General features: G+C 45.3%; 16 protein-coding genes. 8 read left to right on the top strand and 8 right to left on the bottom strand.

The window, feature by feature from the left end; genetic code table 11:
- Positions 1-26 precede the first annotated feature (26 nt).
- From AC0VXX_RS12270 to AC0VXX_RS12255, 4 genes are all read left to right on the top strand, one after another.
- Positions 27-350, top strand: a complete 324-nt coding sequence (locus tag AC0VXX_RS12270; protein ID WP_475514477.1) for a YggL family protein — start codon at positions 27-29, stop codon at positions 348-350.
- Positions 350-1,264 carry a glutaminase B gene (gene glsB, locus AC0VXX_RS12265; RefSeq protein WP_475517017.1) on the top strand — a complete coding sequence of 305 codons (915 nt, stop codon included), beginning with the start codon at positions 350-352 and terminating at the stop codon, positions 1,262-1,264. Before AC0VXX_RS12270 ends, glsB begins: the two co-directional genes overlap by 1 nt.
- 315 nt (positions 1,265-1,579) lie before the next feature.
- A complete protein-coding gene (locus AC0VXX_RS12260) occupies positions 1,580-2,344 on the top strand; it encodes a YggN family protein (protein ID WP_475517016.1) in 765 nt (254 codons plus the stop codon).
- Positions 2,345-2,687: 343 nt separating this feature from the next.
- Positions 2,688-3,629, top strand: coding sequence for a LysR family transcriptional regulator (locus tag AC0VXX_RS12255; protein WP_475514476.1), 942 nt, complete (start codon positions 2,688-2,690; stop codon positions 3,627-3,629).
- A gap of 786 nt (positions 3,630-4,415) precedes the next feature.
- Here the strand turns inward: AC0VXX_RS12255 and hemW are convergent.
- From hemW to AC0VXX_RS12220, 7 genes are all read right to left on the bottom strand, one after another.
- On the bottom strand, positions 4,416-5,555 hold the full coding sequence (gene hemW, locus AC0VXX_RS12250) for a radical SAM family heme chaperone HemW (protein WP_475514475.1): 1,140 nt from the start codon (positions 5,553-5,555) through the stop codon (positions 4,416-4,418).
- Positions 5,555-6,157 (bottom strand): RdgB/HAM1 family non-canonical purine NTP pyrophosphatase, encoded by a 603-nt coding sequence (gene rdgB, locus AC0VXX_RS12245; RefSeq protein ID WP_475514474.1) that lies wholly within the window; start codon positions 6,155-6,157, stop codon positions 5,555-5,557. Before rdgB ends, hemW begins: the two co-directional genes overlap by 1 nt.
- A 170-nt stretch (positions 6,158-6,327) precedes the next feature.
- A complete protein-coding gene (locus AC0VXX_RS12240; RefSeq protein WP_475514473.1) occupies positions 6,328-6,762 on the bottom strand; it encodes a DUF4426 domain-containing protein in 435 nt (144 codons plus the stop codon).
- A 124-nt stretch (positions 6,763-6,886) separates the two neighbouring features.
- Positions 6,887-7,180 (bottom strand): DUF167 family protein YggU, encoded by a 294-nt coding sequence (gene yggU, locus AC0VXX_RS12235; RefSeq protein WP_475514472.1) that lies wholly within the window; start codon positions 7,178-7,180, stop codon positions 6,887-6,889.
- Positions 7,180-7,728, bottom strand: coding sequence for a YggT family protein (locus AC0VXX_RS12230; RefSeq protein WP_475514471.1), 549 nt, complete (start codon positions 7,726-7,728; stop codon positions 7,180-7,182). The genes yggU and AC0VXX_RS12230 overlap by 1 nt, the downstream gene beginning before the upstream one ends.
- Before the next feature lie 27 nt (positions 7,729-7,755).
- Positions 7,756-8,574, bottom strand: a complete 819-nt coding sequence (gene proC / locus AC0VXX_RS12225; protein WP_475514470.1) for a pyrroline-5-carboxylate reductase — start codon at positions 8,572-8,574, stop codon at positions 7,756-7,758.
- Between the two features lie 243 nt (positions 8,575-8,817).
- The gene (locus tag AC0VXX_RS12220; RefSeq protein ID WP_475514469.1) at positions 8,818-9,513 is read right to left on the bottom strand and encodes a YggS family pyridoxal phosphate-dependent enzyme; all 696 of its coding nucleotides are present in this window, start codon (positions 9,511-9,513) and stop codon (positions 8,818-8,820) included.
- Positions 9,514-9,548: 35 nt separating this feature from the next.
- Between AC0VXX_RS12220 and AC0VXX_RS12215 the strand changes: the two genes are divergently transcribed.
- From AC0VXX_RS12215 to hemH, 4 genes are all read left to right on the top strand, one after another.
- Complete coding sequence (locus AC0VXX_RS12215) at positions 9,549-10,586, top strand: type IV pilus twitching motility protein PilT (protein ID WP_110458530.1); 1,038 nt, start codon at positions 9,549-9,551, stop codon at positions 10,584-10,586.
- A gap of 14 nt (positions 10,587-10,600) precedes the next feature.
- The gene (locus tag AC0VXX_RS12210) at positions 10,601-11,713 is read left to right on the top strand and encodes a PilT/PilU family type 4a pilus ATPase (RefSeq protein ID WP_475514468.1); all 1,113 of its coding nucleotides are present in this window, start codon (positions 10,601-10,603) and stop codon (positions 11,711-11,713) included.
- A 177-nt stretch (positions 11,714-11,890) separates the two neighbouring features.
- The gene (locus tag AC0VXX_RS12205; protein ID WP_475514467.1) at positions 11,891-12,433 is read left to right on the top strand and encodes a glutathione peroxidase; all 543 of its coding nucleotides are present in this window, start codon (positions 11,891-11,893) and stop codon (positions 12,431-12,433) included.
- A 23-nt stretch (positions 12,434-12,456) separates the two neighbouring features.
- Positions 12,457-13,473 (top strand): ferrochelatase, encoded by a 1,017-nt coding sequence (gene hemH / locus AC0VXX_RS12200; protein WP_475514466.1) that lies wholly within the window; start codon positions 12,457-12,459, stop codon positions 13,471-13,473.
- A 232-nt stretch (positions 13,474-13,705) separates the two neighbouring features.
- Here the strand turns inward: hemH and ruvX are convergent, their stop codons facing one another.
- Positions 13,706-14,125, bottom strand: a complete 420-nt coding sequence (gene ruvX, locus AC0VXX_RS12195; protein WP_475514465.1) for a Holliday junction resolvase RuvX — start codon at positions 14,123-14,125, stop codon at positions 13,706-13,708.
- Between the last annotated feature and the right edge of the window lie 10 nt (positions 14,126-14,135).

The raw sequence follows: 14,135 nt of genomic DNA, 5'->3' as shown, positions 1-14,135 counted from the left end.
ATTGTTAGCAATTAACGGGGTAAAATATGGCAACACGTAGCCGTCGTCTTCGCAAAAAACTGCGTATTGATGAGTTTCAAGAGTTTGGATTTGATGTTAACTGGACATTTGACGATTCAGTGTCAGAAGAGCAGATCGACACTATAGTGGATCAGTTTATTGCCCAAGTGATAGAGGCGCGTAAGTTAGGCTTCCACGGTGGTGGACATAAAGAGTGGGAAGGTATTGTTGCCACTCAGTCTATCGGTAAGTGCACCGAAGAAGACCGTGAAGCGGTACGTGCGTTTTGGCAGCAACAACCGACAACCAAGGTTGAAGTTAGCGAGCTTTACGATATTTGGTGGAATTAATGCCCGAACAGGCATTATTAGAGCAGGTGGTGGCGCAAGTTCGCCCCCTGCTCGGCCAAGGCAAGGTCGCCGATTATATTCCTGCATTAGCTAATGTCGATCCCGGTAAGTTAGGCATTGCGGTCACCACTATTGATGGTACTACCATAGGCGCTGGTGATTATTTAGAGCCTTTTTCGATACAAAGTATCTCCAAAGTATTTAGCCTGACTGTGGCTCTCACCCTGTATGAAGAGCAAGACATTTGGTCTCGCGTAGGCAAAGAGCCGTCGGGACAATCATTTAACTCTCTAGTGCAAATTGAACTTGAACGTGGCGTGCCGCGTAATCCGTTTATTAATGCTGGCGCTCTAATTATTGCCGATCTGTTGCACACTCGCCTTGGGGCACCTAAGCAGCGCATGCTGGAGATTGTCAGGGCCCTTAGCGGTAACCCACATATAGTCTATGACAAGCAGGTGGCTGCATCAGAATATGATCACAGCGCCCGAAATGCCGCGATTGCCTATTTGATGAAGTCTTTTGGTAATTTCAATAATGATGTCAATAAAGTCTTAAAAAACTATTTTCATTATTGTGCCATGCGCATGAGCTGCGCCGATCTGTCTAAGGCGATGCTTTACTTGGCTAATGGCGGTAAAAGTTTATCGGGTGAGGCGATTGTTTCGCCAGTTCAGACCCGAAAACTCAATGCTTTATTGGCTACATCTGGCCTGTACGATGGTGCAGGGGAGTTTGCTTATCGTGTTGGAATGCCAGGTAAAAGTGGTGTTGGCGGTGGTATTATTGCCGTTATCCCCGGCGATATGAGCGTATGCGTTTGGTCGCCCGAGTTAGATAAAAATGGTAACTCTCTTGCTGGCACCGCAGCTCTTGAGCTGCTATCTCAATCCCTGGGTCGCTCGATTTTCTAATCTTTTGATAAGTTAGCAATATCGACTAACTACTGGTTTAAATTGCTAACGTCTCACTTATATCTTTATCTGGAAATTTTTAACTTGTTGATAGTTAATAATATATTAATTTTGGCATAAAACCTGTATTCATTGAGCTTAACTTAAGTCAATCTAACAAGCGTCAACGGTAGTGATATCTTATGCCCATTTCTGGTTATGTCGACAGCGTGATGCCGCTAGTAATTGATATCTGCAATATGATTAAGGATTAATGATATGAACAACATCAGCACCTCTTTGGGATTGTGTGCCCTACTGGTCACCAGCACTACTATGGCAAGCGAGCAAGATAATCGCCTCTCTTTTGATCATGGCAATCATCAGTGTGAAGTAAGCCTTAACTATGATGTGGCGGTTGAACCTCAGAAACTGGTGATAACAGAGGCTCAAAAAGAGGTGTATCGCATTGAGCTTGGCAAGCTGTATGTCGATGGCGTTGAGGTGGCACTCAACGAGCAGCAACAAACTTTAGTTAACCAATACGCTGATGAAGTGTCGAGGCAGTTACCAGAGGTTATTGCTCTTGTTCATGATGCTGTGGATATTGCTGCAACAGCAGTCAGCATGGCGTTAACCCCTTTGCTTGGCGATGCGAGTGGTGCAAAAATTGATGAAATGATGACGGGATTTAGCCAGCGAATTGATACTGTTGCTTACCAAAATGGTGATAAATTTTATCTAGGTGCTACAGAGTCTTCACTGGAAGAGACTTTCGGCCAGGAGTTTGAACAGCAGATGGAGCAATTGGTACAAAGCTCTATTGGTAGCATGATGATGACGCTTGGTAGCGAGATGATGAAAGGTGATGGCGACTCGTTTGAGCAAAAAATGCAAGCATTCGCCACCAAGATGGATAATGTCGGTAAAGATATCGAAGTGCAAATTGAGCAACAAAGTAATGATTTGCAGCAGCGCGCCGATAAATTGTGTGATGACTTTCAGCAGTTGGTTGCGCTTGAGTCGCAATTACGTCAACAAGTACCTGAGTTGACTGCTTATCCCCTAACGAATACCCCTCAGAAACTATTGTTAGAATAACTGCGAATTGTTGCATCTTCTCTAGTAGGCCTTATACGGCTACATTTTCCCTACACTTGCCTTGGGTGTAGGGCTTTTTTGTTTGCATGTTGGTTATATTTCTTCATTTATCCACAGAATCAATGCTAATGCATGACAGGAATTAGAATTAAAGCGTAAATTTTTGGTATACTTGCGAAAAATTATAACAATGCTGGCTAAATTTCGATGATGAAATGAGTAACAGTTTGACTCTACTGTTAAGTTATTTTTAATTATCACAGAGATAACCATAAACGGGTGGCTTATCACTATGGTTTACAACATATATTAATATGGTCGCAAACACCTTAAGGCTATTTAAATGTTAGAACTTTTAGAACCTATTGCAATTTTTACTCATGTTGCTCGTGCAGGTAGTTTTAGTTCCGCCGCGCGTAAATTGGGGATTTCTAAATCTAAAGTTAGCACCCAGGTTGCTGATTTAGAACATAAACTTGGTGTTCAGCTGATCCAGCGTACTACGCGTAGTTTGAGTCTAACCGAGGCCGGACAGTTACTCTATACCCAAGGTGAAGAGTTACTGAGAGATGCCGAGCAAGCGGTTGCGAGTGTACACAATCTTAATGATGCCACCCGCGGTGTGCTTAAAGTGGGGATTTCACAGTCTTTTGGGACTATGCATCTTATTCCAGCATTACCTGATTTCATGGCTAAACATCCGGAGTTAGAATTACAGGTCAGCTTGTTAGATCATAAAGTGGATGTCGTCAGCGAAGGGTTAGATCTGCTATTAACTATGTCAGAGCAATTGCCGCTGGGTATGGTGGCAAGACCCTTAATGAAGTGTCAGTTTTTACTGCTGGCTTCCCCCGATTATGTCGAAAAGCACGGTTATCCCGAGCGTCCAGAGCAGTTAGTCGACCATAACTGTCTTGTGTATCAAGGCGAGTGGCACGAACACAGTGTTTGGCAGTTTAAGAAAGAAGATGATTATTGTGAGATAGGGGTCTCGGGTAATTTTAGGGTCGATAATGCGCCAGCCCTTAAATCGGCGGCGGTCAGTGGTTTAGGTGTGGTGTATCTTGCCAGTTATCTATTAGAAGATGAGATTGCCAAAGGCACCTTAGTCCCGCTGTTACCAGAATGGCAATTGACTCATCATTTACCCTTACAAGCTGTCTACCCACGACGTAAACATTTAGCACCCAAGGTGAGTGCATTTATTGACTTTATTAAGGGGCATATCGGTGCACCACCTTATTGGGATGCGCCTTATGAGTCGCTGTACGCTAAGCGAAAGTAATTTCGTAGACTCGTTATTGTTCTCGCAATAGTGCCTGTTTCTGCGGTGGGCTTGTGAGAGAGTAAACATATAATTGAAAACATTGTTTTGTCATTAAGATAATAAGCCCTTGGTTGATCAACTTTAGGGCTTTTTTGTTTTTATTCATATGGTTAACTTTTTAGGCTGGTTTTATTTTAGAACGACTTTTTAGCAGTAACGAACGCATGGCTATAATACACGTTGCACTGCGTTCTTAAGTTAATACAATAGTTGCAGTTGATTTGGGATGACCTGATCCCGTCAAGTCGATTAAGAATGACCCCTCTTGATCGGTTTTACGCAGGTTAGCACTATTTAGCACTATGCAGTCTTAAATTGACGCTAGCAAAGCTTTAATAACTAAAACAATGCTAGCCTTAACCATCATCCTAGTTTTGGTTTACCCCAGCAAGGCTTGCTGGGGTTATTTTTCTTTATCAATAGTCCTGCGCCCTTCAATATACTTCCCATTAGCTATCCTAGTGCTATTTCTTATTTGTCCGACTAATGATTCGATTTTTGAGCACATTAACCAGCGCGGCAGGTTTAATTGAGTGCTGTTTTCAGTCATAAGATCGCTATGTCTTTATGAGCTTGGAATGGCTATTGAATTTGTGGTTTCATCGTCAAGTTTATCGATTGATGACTGCTAAAATATTCAGATGGTTGTAGCTAAAGGAAGGTACGCATTACGCGATATTTCGATTGGCCCGCTAGTCTGTTCTAACGGGCAGGAGAATAGTACTGTATTAAAAATATTGGCGGTTAATCGCAAAATTGTGCGAGTAGTTCGTTAACGAACATATTACCTTTGGGGGTGAGCTGCCAATGCTCGTCACCTGTAGTAACTAAGCCTTTTTGCTCACCCAGTAGCATACCCTTATCGAGTACACTGCGATGCAACCCTGTGCGCTGCTCGAACTCCAGTTTAGGGATAGGCGACATGAGCCGAAGGCGGTTCATTAGGTACTCTAGCGGGCGATCCTCATTTAGCACTTCACTCTTGTCAAACAGGTGATCTACTGCTCTGAGATAACCCTTAGGGTGCTTAATTTTCACCGTGCGCCAAATGCGTTGTTCAGCTTCGAGGGTTATCTTGCCATGGGCACCACAACCTATTCCTAGGTAATCACCAAACTGCCAATAGTTGAGGTTGTGTTGGCATTGATAGCCGGGTTTCGCATAGGCGGAGATCTCATATTGCTCATACCCAAGCTGTGCCAGACGTTGTTGCCCCTGTTCATATATGTGCCATAGCGCCTCATCATCGGGCAGTTGTGGCGGTTTAGAGTGGAACAAGGTGTTTGGCTCAATTGTCAGTTGATACCAAGACAGGTGCGGAGGGTTAAGTGCCGCGGCTGTTTCGATATCCTGCATGGCTTCGGCAAAGCTTTGATTAGGTAGCCCATGCATCAAGTCTAAGTTAAAGCTATTGTAGTTAGCTTGCTGGGCTTTTTCTGCCGCCACTTGAGCTTCATCTTTATCATGGATGCGTCCTAATAGATTAAGCTTATCGCTGGCAAAACTCTGTACCCCAATTGATAAGCGCGTAACGCCTGCTGCGCGGTAGGCGGCAAAGTCATCGTGCTCTAAGGTGCCTGGGTTGGCTTCCATGGTGATTTCGATATTGTCTTTAAAGGCAATTTGTTCTCTTACACCTTCAAGTAACCGTTGTATTTGGCTCGCATCAAACAGTGACGGCGTGCCGCCACCAATAAAGATGGAGTGTAGCTTACGTCCCTGAACATATTGATGATCTTTAGCTAAGTCGACCAGCAGTGCATCGACATATTCTTGCTGGGGCAGCTCGCCATGTTGACCGTGCGAATTAAAGTCACAATAAGGGCATTTTTGGACACACCATGGGATGTGAATATAGAGACTCAGTGGTGGCAGTAGTAACATTACCCTAGTACGCCTTTGGCTTGTAATTCAGTAAGTAACAGTTGCATCGCCTTACCGCGGTGGCTTAAGGCATTTTTCTCTTCGCTGCTCATTTGTGCCGCGCTGCATTGATGATGCTCTGGGATAAAAATCGGGTCGTAACCATGGCCATTATCACCTTGGGGCTCGAAAGCAATATTTCCTTCCCACGCTGCTTGGCAGATAATAGGGGTCGGATCATCGGCATGACGCATATAAACCAAAATACATTGAAAGCGCGCGCTGCGCTGATCTGAGGTATCTTTTAAGGCTGCTAGGAGTTTATTGTAATTATCGCTGTCACTGGCATTGTCACCGCCGTAACGGGCCGAATAGATCCCTGGTGCGCCGCCAAGTACATCGACCTCTAGTCCTGAGTCATCGGCAATGGCTGCTAGCCCGGTAATTTTTGCGGCGTGACGCGCCTTGATAATCGCATTTTCAACAAAGGTGGTGCCCGTTTCAGGCACTTCTTCAACATTGAACTGGCTTTGGGGCAGTACTTCGATACCAAATTCAGCCAAGATTTCAGAAAATTCTTTTAACTTACCTTTATTGCCGCTGGCTAACACTATTTTATTCATCTGGAGCACCAATGAGAGATGGAGATAATTGGCGGCAATGATACCCAAGCTGGGGCCGAAACGGTAGGGGAAAGCGCGTTTTACTTTGCTCTTTAGCGGCGACTAAAAAGCAAAGTGCTGTGCCGTGTCTGTGTGAGGCACAGCTCGCTGTGTACTGTTATTTTTTAGGCTTAATCGACATAAAATTTCTGCTTAAAGGTGATCTGGGTATTGAGTTTATTGCCGTATTTAATCGCTACCTGAAAATTGATTTCTTGATCATCACGATAAGGCACTTCAGCGATGTAGTAGATGGCGTCGCCTTCTCTTATTTCGCGAAATACTAAATCGAGACGAGCATCGAGCAGATTATTGGCAATGCCAGAAATTTCCACCGGGATCGCCGGGCTACCTTCTTTGCTGGTGTCCAACACCGAGATATTAATCAATCCTGTGTAGCTGCTGCGTTTTATACCATAGGTTTTGGCTATATTTGGCGTGATGAAAGTGCTGCCTAAGGCGACATAATGAATATCGTAATGGCCCACGCTCTGTTTTTGCTCGGCGCTAGCGTGACCCACTATGCCAAGTGACAACAGTAGTACGCAAAATAAAGAACGAAACATGGTTAACTCCTAGAGACTCAATAATGGGTGTTAGTATAGCTTTTAATGCTTCACTTTGTGGCTTTAGCGCAGATGCGTTAAGCTTAGTGATTGAATTTTGGCTGCTGATTTATTGTGGCTAAATTTAGGGGGCGAGTAAGGTTGCTATCTCATCAGGCAGTTGCTTTGGCGCCAATACCTTAACTTGCTTATGACGGCCCAATTCGCCTTTTTCGATAACAATATGGCTTTTCGGCACCTTAAACAGTTTGGCTAAATATTTGCTCAAATGGGCGTTGGCCTTGCCGTCGATAGGCGGAGCGGTGATCGCCACTTTCAGCTCCTCACCGTGGGGACCCACAATCTGGTCCCGGCTGGCTTTAGGTTGTATATAGAGCTTGAGCAGCAGATCACCTTGCACTTGTGTCACTGACGCCATTAAACATTGGCCCAAAATGGCACGTATTGAGCGAGCAAAATATTAACAAAGTTAAGAATGATCATCATCACCAGTAACGACAAATCTAACCCTCCCATAGGCGGCAAAATACGGCGGATCGGTGACAATAGTGGCTCTGTTAGTTGTGCCATGACCATTTCGATAGGGTTATGGCCTTGGCTCACCCAGCTTAAAATTGCACGTAAAATCAACATCCAAAACAGCAATACCCCAGCCTCTTTAACCACAGAGACTACAGAGATCAGTAAAATTGTCGGAATGCTAATGGCGGCGCCAGCAATCAAGCTGAGTACGACAAATTTAGCCACAACCACTAACAGGGCGAGTACCACTGATGCGGTATCTAATGGCCCCATTGAGGGTAAAATTCGTCGCATTGGCGCCACAATGGGTTGGGTGGCTTTTACCACAAATTGGCTAAATGGGTTGTAAAAATCGGCGCGAGCCAGCTGCAACCAGATGCGGATAATGACCACCATCAGGTACAGGTCGAAAACGGTACTGATTAAAAAGCTAAATGCGTTCATTGGATCTCTCTATTTAACGGTATTGAATTAAAATTGTTTAGCCATCTCTGCGGCGCGATCCATACAATCGTGCATTGCATTTCTGACGATGCCCCTTAAATTAGCCGCTTCAAATGCCGCTAATGCTTGCGCCGTAGTGCCGCCTTTAGAGGTGACATTTTCGCGTAACTGTCCGGCCGACAGTTGCGGATTTTGCTTAACCATTTGCGCGGCGCCAAGGGCGGCTTGCTGCACTAATTGACGAGCCAGCTCTTCGTCAACGCCATCTTGCTTCGCGCTGTCAATCATAGCCTCCATCATCAGGAAAAAATAGGCGGGGGAACTGCCCGCTAACGCGATGACTTGATTAAGATCATCTTCTTTTGACACCCACACCGTTTCGCCGCCACTTTGCATGATTTGTTCGCACAGGGCTTTGTCTTGTGATGACACCGACGGTTGCGCATACAGGCCAGTCATACCGTAGCCGATTTGCGTTGGCGTGTTTGGCATAGTGCGAATGAGCTTTATCGGCTGCTTAAAATAATCATGATAACGTGATGCCGCTACGCCCGCAGCTATGGTAATAATCAGTTTTTGTGATAAATCTAAGTCGCTTAATGCTTCGCACACTTGCTGCATTAGCTGAGGTTTTACCGCTAGAACGATGACATCGGCTTCAATAGCCGCTTGGCGATTATCATGTGACACCTTGATACCGAGTTGCTGCGATAAGACTTGCAGCTTAGCTTCACTGGGGTTGGTGGCGTGGATGAGTTCAGCCGGATAGCCACTGTTGACTAAACCGCTGGCGATGCTGCGCGTCATGTTACCGGCACCAATAAAGCATATTTTTTTCTGTATCATAAGGGTCTCTGTTTTTTTGCCTAAAACTGATGTTAATAATATTAGGGCAAGTGATGAAAAAACAAGGCTTGTCAATCTAATAGACTAGCCTGCTGATGAGGCAGCATTTAGATTAGCACTTTTACACCAACCTAATTTTACGCTGTTTAGCGCATTGCTATGCTATTTCGGGCCTATTCTTACTAACCAACTATTGCTAATCAATGACTCCAGAGCGATGGCGATTGCAGATGGCGATTAACGCTAGCTACGGGCACCGAAAATGGCGCTGCCAATACGTACTAGGGTCGAGCCAGAAGCTATCGCCATTTCCAAATCGTTACTCATACCCATCGACAGAGTGTCAAGGTGTGGATACTTGACAAGCAATGCTTGATATAGCTGCTGCATGTGTGACAACTCTTGTTGTTGGCGATGTTTATCATCGGTTGCAGTAGGAATTGCCATCAGTCCGCGTAAACATAAATGTGGTAATGAGTCGATAACATCAGCCAATGCCGTTATCAGCTCTTCATCAGGGGGGAGCCCAGATTTACTGGCTTCTTGGCTGATATTAATTTGAATACACACATTGAGCGGCGCGTACTGAAGCGGGCGCTGATCATTTAGGCGCTGAGCTATCTTGGCTCGGTCTAGGGTGTGCATCCAATCAAAGTGCTCGGCAATCACTTTCGTTTTATTCGATTGCAGCGGGCCGATAAAATGCCATTCAATATCGGGGTAGTCAGCTTTTAGGGCAATAATCTTGGATTCACCCTCTTGAACATAGTTTTCACCAAAAAGACGTTGTCCGGCCTGATAAGCGGCTACTATCTGTGAAATAGGCTTAGTTTTACTCACTGCCAGTAGCTTTATTTCGTCACTATGACGTGATGAATTTTGCGCCGCTTGAGCGATTCTTTGGTGGGCTAGCGCCAGTCTGTCTGCTATTGTTGTCATGGTCTACGTTTTTGGTTAAATGGATATCCCAAACTATGGAAATCACAGAGTTACTTGCCTTTAGTGTAAAGCACAATGCATCGGATCTACACCTTTCTGCAGGTGTATCGCCAATGATACGTGTAGATGGTGAGGTCAGAAAGATTAATCTGCCTGCTTTAGACCACCAAGGCGTGCACAGCCTTGTTTATGACATCATGAATGATAAGCAGCGTAAAGATTACGAAGAACATCTTGAAATCGATTTCTCCTTTGAAGTACCTAATTTAGCCCGTTTCCGTGTTAACGCCTTTAACCAGTCTCGTGGCGCAGCAGCGGTATTTCGTACTATTCCCAGTGAAATTTTAAGCCTAGAAAAACTCGGCGCCCCTGAGATTTTTAAAAAGATAGCCAGTTACCCTCGTGGCTTAGTATTGGTGACGGGGCCGACAGGCTCGGGTAAGAGTACCACCTTGGCGGCAATGATCGATTACGTTAATGAAAACCGCCATGATCATATTTTGACCATTGAAGACCCTATCGAATTCGTCCACCAAAATAAGCAATGTTTGATTAACCAACGTGAAGTGCATCGCCACACTCACAGCTTTAATGCCGCGCTCAGAAGTGCACTGCGTGAAGACCCTGATGTGATTTTGGTGGGGGAAATGCGCGATCTCGAAACCATACGTTTGGCGATGACGGCGGCAGAAACCGGCCACTTAGTCTTTGGCACCTTGCATACCACCTCTGCGGCGAAAACCATTGACCGTGTGGTCGATGTATTTCCCGAAGGTGAAAAAGGCATGGTCAGAACCATGTTATCAGAATCGCTGCAGGCGGTGATTTCACAAACCCTGATTAAGAAGGTGGGCGGTGGTCGTGTTGCAGCCCATGAGATCATGATGGGAACACCGGCCATTCGTAACTTAATCCGTGAAGATAAGGTCGCCCAGATGTATTCAGCCATTCAAACGGGTATGGCCCATGGCATGCAAACCTTAGATCAGTGTTTACAAAACTTGGTCAATCGAGGCCTGATCACTCGCGAAGACGCCATGTCAAAGAGTTCCAATAAGAACGCTAGTTTCTAAGTTAAGGTAGTATTATGGAAGTTCGTCCTTTTTTAAAAGTCATGGTCGATCGCAAAGCGTCGGATCTGTTCATTACCGCAGGCTTTCCCCCTAGCGCCAAAATCGATGGTGAGGTCAGGCAACTGGCCGAAAATCCGTTTACGCCGCAGCAATCGCTTGAGTTTGTCGAAGCGTTAATGACTGAAGCGCAGCGTAAAGAGTTTCATGAAAGTCGTGAATGTAACTTTGCCTTTGCGGCCAAAGATCTGGGGCGTTTTCGTGTCAGTGCCTTTTGGCAACGCGAATCTCCCGGTTGCGTGATGCGCCGTATCGAAACCAAGATCCCTGAGGTTGAAGATTTAAAATTACCGCCCATCCTAAAAGATTTAGTCATGAGTAAGCGTGGTCTTATCATCATGGTTGGGGGCACCGGCACGGGTAAATCAACCTCTTTAGCCGCATTAGTGGGTTATCGTAATGCTAATGCCCGCGGGCATATTTTAACTATCGAAGACCCGGTTGAATTTGTACATGATCACCGCAAGAGCATTATTACCCAGCGCGAAGTAGGTATCGATACCGAATCGTTTGATGCCGCGCTTAAAAGTTCGTTACGTCAGGCGCCCGATGTCATTTTGATTGGTGAGATCCGCAGCCAGGAGACCATGGAATTTGCCCTCTCTTTTGCCGAAACGGGTCACTTATGTATGGCGACCTTACATGCTAATAATGCCAACCAAGCGTTAGATCGTATTATGCACCTAGTTCCTGAGAGTAAGCATCAGCAGTTACTGTTTGATTTATCGCTTAACTTACGGGGTATTGTGGCGCAGCAACTGGTGCCAAAAAGTGATGGTACGGGTCGCCGAGCCGCCATTGAAGTACTCATCAATACTCCGCGAGTCGCCAGTTTGATCGCCAAAAACGAACTGCATGTGTTAAAAGAGACCATGGCCAAGTCTAATGAGCAAGGCATGCAAACATTCGATCAGGCGTTATTAAAGCTCTATGTTGAGGGCGAAATAAGCTATGCCGATGCGCTGCATCATGCCGACTCTCCTAACGACTTGCGCTTAATGATTAAGCTACAAAGTAGTGAACCAACGAGCTCAGGTTTTATGGAAGGTGTAACTCTAGACTTAGATTAACGCCTTATGTGACAAAGCCGAAAAACCTCTATGGTTATCGGCTTTGTCATTATGTGAGTAGACGTTAATTTTATGCCGCTAACTGAAGCCAATTATCCGCTGAAGAATCTTTCGATGCTGTGATCTAATACACTGATTAACACGTATATTCGCCTTTACAGTGCTGGAGATATCACGATGAAATCGATATTATTACCCTTAGTTGTTTTAGGCATGGCAAGCTTATCAAGCCAAGCAAGTGCGGCGGAATGTGCCGAGTTTTTCCAAGTTGAGGCGCTTAAGTTGCATTCTGAGCAAGAACTCGACTTGTGTAAGTTGACCCAAGGCAAGCCGGTATTAGTGGTCAATACTGCCAGCCGTTGTGGCTATACCTCGCAATTTAAAGGCTTAGAGCAACTGCACCAGCGCTATAAAGATAGCGGCTTAGTGGTATTAGGCTTTCCTTCTAATGACTTTAATCAAGAAGAAGCACAGGAGGTAAAAACCGCCGATGTGTGTTACATCAATTACGGCGTCACCTTTACCATGCTAGCCACAGGCGCGGTAAAAGGCGATGCGGCCCAGCGTCCATTTGACCACTTAGCCGCGGTGACTAAAGCTCCCAGCTGGAACTTTAATAAATACTTAATCAGCGCCGACGGTAAACAAGTTCAACGATTTGCTTCTAGTGTAAAACCTAACGACAGTGTTTTAATCGAAGCAATTGAAAAGCAATTATAAAAATTGAAAATCAGGGAGTTAAATTGGCTAAATATATTGGTTTAACCAAAGAGCAAGGGCATCAAAAGCGATCGAAAGTAACGGTATTGCTGATGAATTTAGGCACCCCTAGCGCACCGACAACATCAGCGGTGCGTCGTTATTTGGCCGAGTTCTTGGCCGATCCGCGTGTGGTCGAGATCCCTAAGCTACTTTGGATGATCATTTTACATGGCATTATCTTACGAGTGAGACCGGCTAAATCGGCCGCGTTATACAAGCAAATTTGGGGAGAGTCAGGCTCGCCATTGATGGAGATCACCCAAAAACAGACGGCCAAGTTAGCAGAGCGGTTTCGTGAGCGCGGTGATGACATTAATGTCGATTTCTGTATGCGTTACGGTGAGCCAAGTGTCAAAGACACCCTAAACCGTTTACATCAACAAGGCACAGACAAGCTAGTCGTGTTGCCGCTTTATCCTCAATATGCGGCGCCAACCACGGCATCGGCGTTTGATGCCTTGACCTTAGAACTGCGTAATTGGCGCTATCTACCCAGCGTGCATTTTATTAATACCTATCATGACAACCCTGATTATATTGCCGCATTGGCCGACTCTATTCAGCGTGATTTTGACAAACATGGTAAGCCGAAGAAGCTAGTGATCTCTTATCACGGCATGCCTGAGCGTAATTTACATTTAGGCGATCCTTACTCTTGTTTTTGTCATAAAACCACCCGTTTAGTGGTGGAAAAGCTAGGTCTTACAGAGAGTGATTACATTACCACCTTCCAATCTCGATTCGGTAAGGCAAAATGGCTGACGCCTTATACCGATGAGACGCTGCAACGCTTGGGCAATGAAGGAGTAGATGATGTCGCCATTATCTGCCCAGCATTTAGTGCTGACTGTTTAGAGACGTTAGAAGAGATTGAACATGAAAATCGTCAGGTGTTTATCGAAGCTGGTGGCAAGCAGTATCGTTATATTGCTGCGCTAAACGATGATGATGCGCATATTGCGATGATGGAAAATTTAGTTAAGCCTTACTTGGTTTAACACACTCAATATTTATCACTTGTAAATATCTATAGGCCTTCCAATGAAGGCCTATTTTATTTTGGCGCAAAGTTTGTTGGCCTTGGAATGAAGAGCAATCACATCTGCTTGAGTAGCGGTTGGCTGCATTTTCATTTATTGAAAGCGTTTGAAGGGCAAACCTTCACTGTTATTAATCGCCTGCTCGGTGGGGGGGGAATGTGCAAGCCAGTCGCAACTGGCTCGGGTGAGGTTAATAAAGGTTCTCGAAATAGCTTTCGATAATCAGCACAGCGGACATCGAGTCCACTTGTCCTTTCGATAGTGCTTTAAAGCCACCCATTTCAAACAGTCGCGCTTTAGCATCGGCCGTGGTTAAGCGCTCATCTTGGGTGGCGGTTTTGACGCCAAATCGGCCGCTGATTCGGTTGGCAAACTTACGCGCCCTTTGGGTCATCTCTTGTTCGCTGCCATCCATGTTGAGTGGTAAACCGACGACGACAATATCGGGTTTCCACTCATCGATTAACGCGCCAATTTCTTCCCATTGCGGGATGCCATCATTAGCTTTAATTGACGTTAGCGGGGTAGCACTTGCGGTAATTTGTTGGCCTATTGCCACGCCAATACTCTTAGTGCCGAAGTCGAAACCAAGCACTGTTGCTGCATTCATCTCTTATGTC

The organism is Shewanella sp. QJM3NY_23 (assembly GCF_056173105.1).
This window is presented reverse-complemented; position numbering and strand designations above follow the sequence as displayed.

Excerpts from the sequence above, each read along its gene's own strand:
- hemW (WP_475514475.1), bottom strand. The coding sequence starts at position 5,555 with ATGTTACTACTGCCACCACTGAGTCTCTATATTCACATCCCATGGTGT.
- yggU (WP_475514472.1), bottom strand. The coding sequence starts at position 7,180 with ATGGCGTCAGTGACACAAGTGCAAGGTGATCTGCTGCTCAAGCTCTAT.
- proC (WP_475514470.1), bottom strand. The coding sequence starts at position 8,574 with ATGATACAGAAAAAAATATGCTTTATTGGTGCCGGTAACATGACGCGC.
- ruvX (WP_475514465.1), bottom strand. The coding sequence starts at position 14,125 with ATGAATGCAGCAACAGTGCTTGGTTTCGACTTCGGCACTAAGAGTATT.
- AC0VXX_RS12260 (WP_475517016.1), top strand. The coding sequence starts at position 1,580 with ATGGCAAGCGAGCAAGATAATCGCCTCTCTTTTGATCATGGCAATCAT.
- AC0VXX_RS12205 (WP_475514467.1), top strand. The coding sequence starts at position 11,891 with ATGAAATCGATATTATTACCCTTAGTTGTTTTAGGCATGGCAAGCTTA.
- AC0VXX_RS12210 (WP_475514468.1), top strand. The coding sequence starts at position 10,601 with ATGGAAGTTCGTCCTTTTTTAAAAGTCATGGTCGATCGCAAAGCGTCG.
- AC0VXX_RS12240 (WP_475514473.1), bottom strand. The coding sequence starts at position 6,762 with ATGTTTCGTTCTTTATTTTGCGTACTACTGTTGTCACTTGGCATAGTG.
- AC0VXX_RS12255 (WP_475514476.1), top strand. The coding sequence starts at position 2,688 with ATGTTAGAACTTTTAGAACCTATTGCAATTTTTACTCATGTTGCTCGT.
- AC0VXX_RS12220 (WP_475514469.1), bottom strand. The coding sequence starts at position 9,513 with ATGACAACAATAGCAGACAGACTGGCGCTAGCCCACCAAAGAATCGCT.
- glsB (WP_475517017.1), top strand. The coding sequence starts at position 350 with ATGCCCGAACAGGCATTATTAGAGCAGGTGGTGGCGCAAGTTCGCCCC.
- AC0VXX_RS12215 (WP_110458530.1), top strand. The coding sequence starts at position 9,549 with ATGGAAATCACAGAGTTACTTGCCTTTAGTGTAAAGCACAATGCATCG.
- AC0VXX_RS12270 (WP_475514477.1), top strand. The coding sequence starts at position 27 with ATGGCAACACGTAGCCGTCGTCTTCGCAAAAAACTGCGTATTGATGAG.
- rdgB (WP_475514474.1), bottom strand. The coding sequence starts at position 6,157 with ATGAATAAAATAGTGTTAGCCAGCGGCAATAAAGGTAAGTTAAAAGAA.
- AC0VXX_RS12230 (WP_475514471.1), bottom strand. The coding sequence starts at position 7,728 with ATGAACGCATTTAGCTTTTTAATCAGTACCGTTTTCGACCTGTACCTG.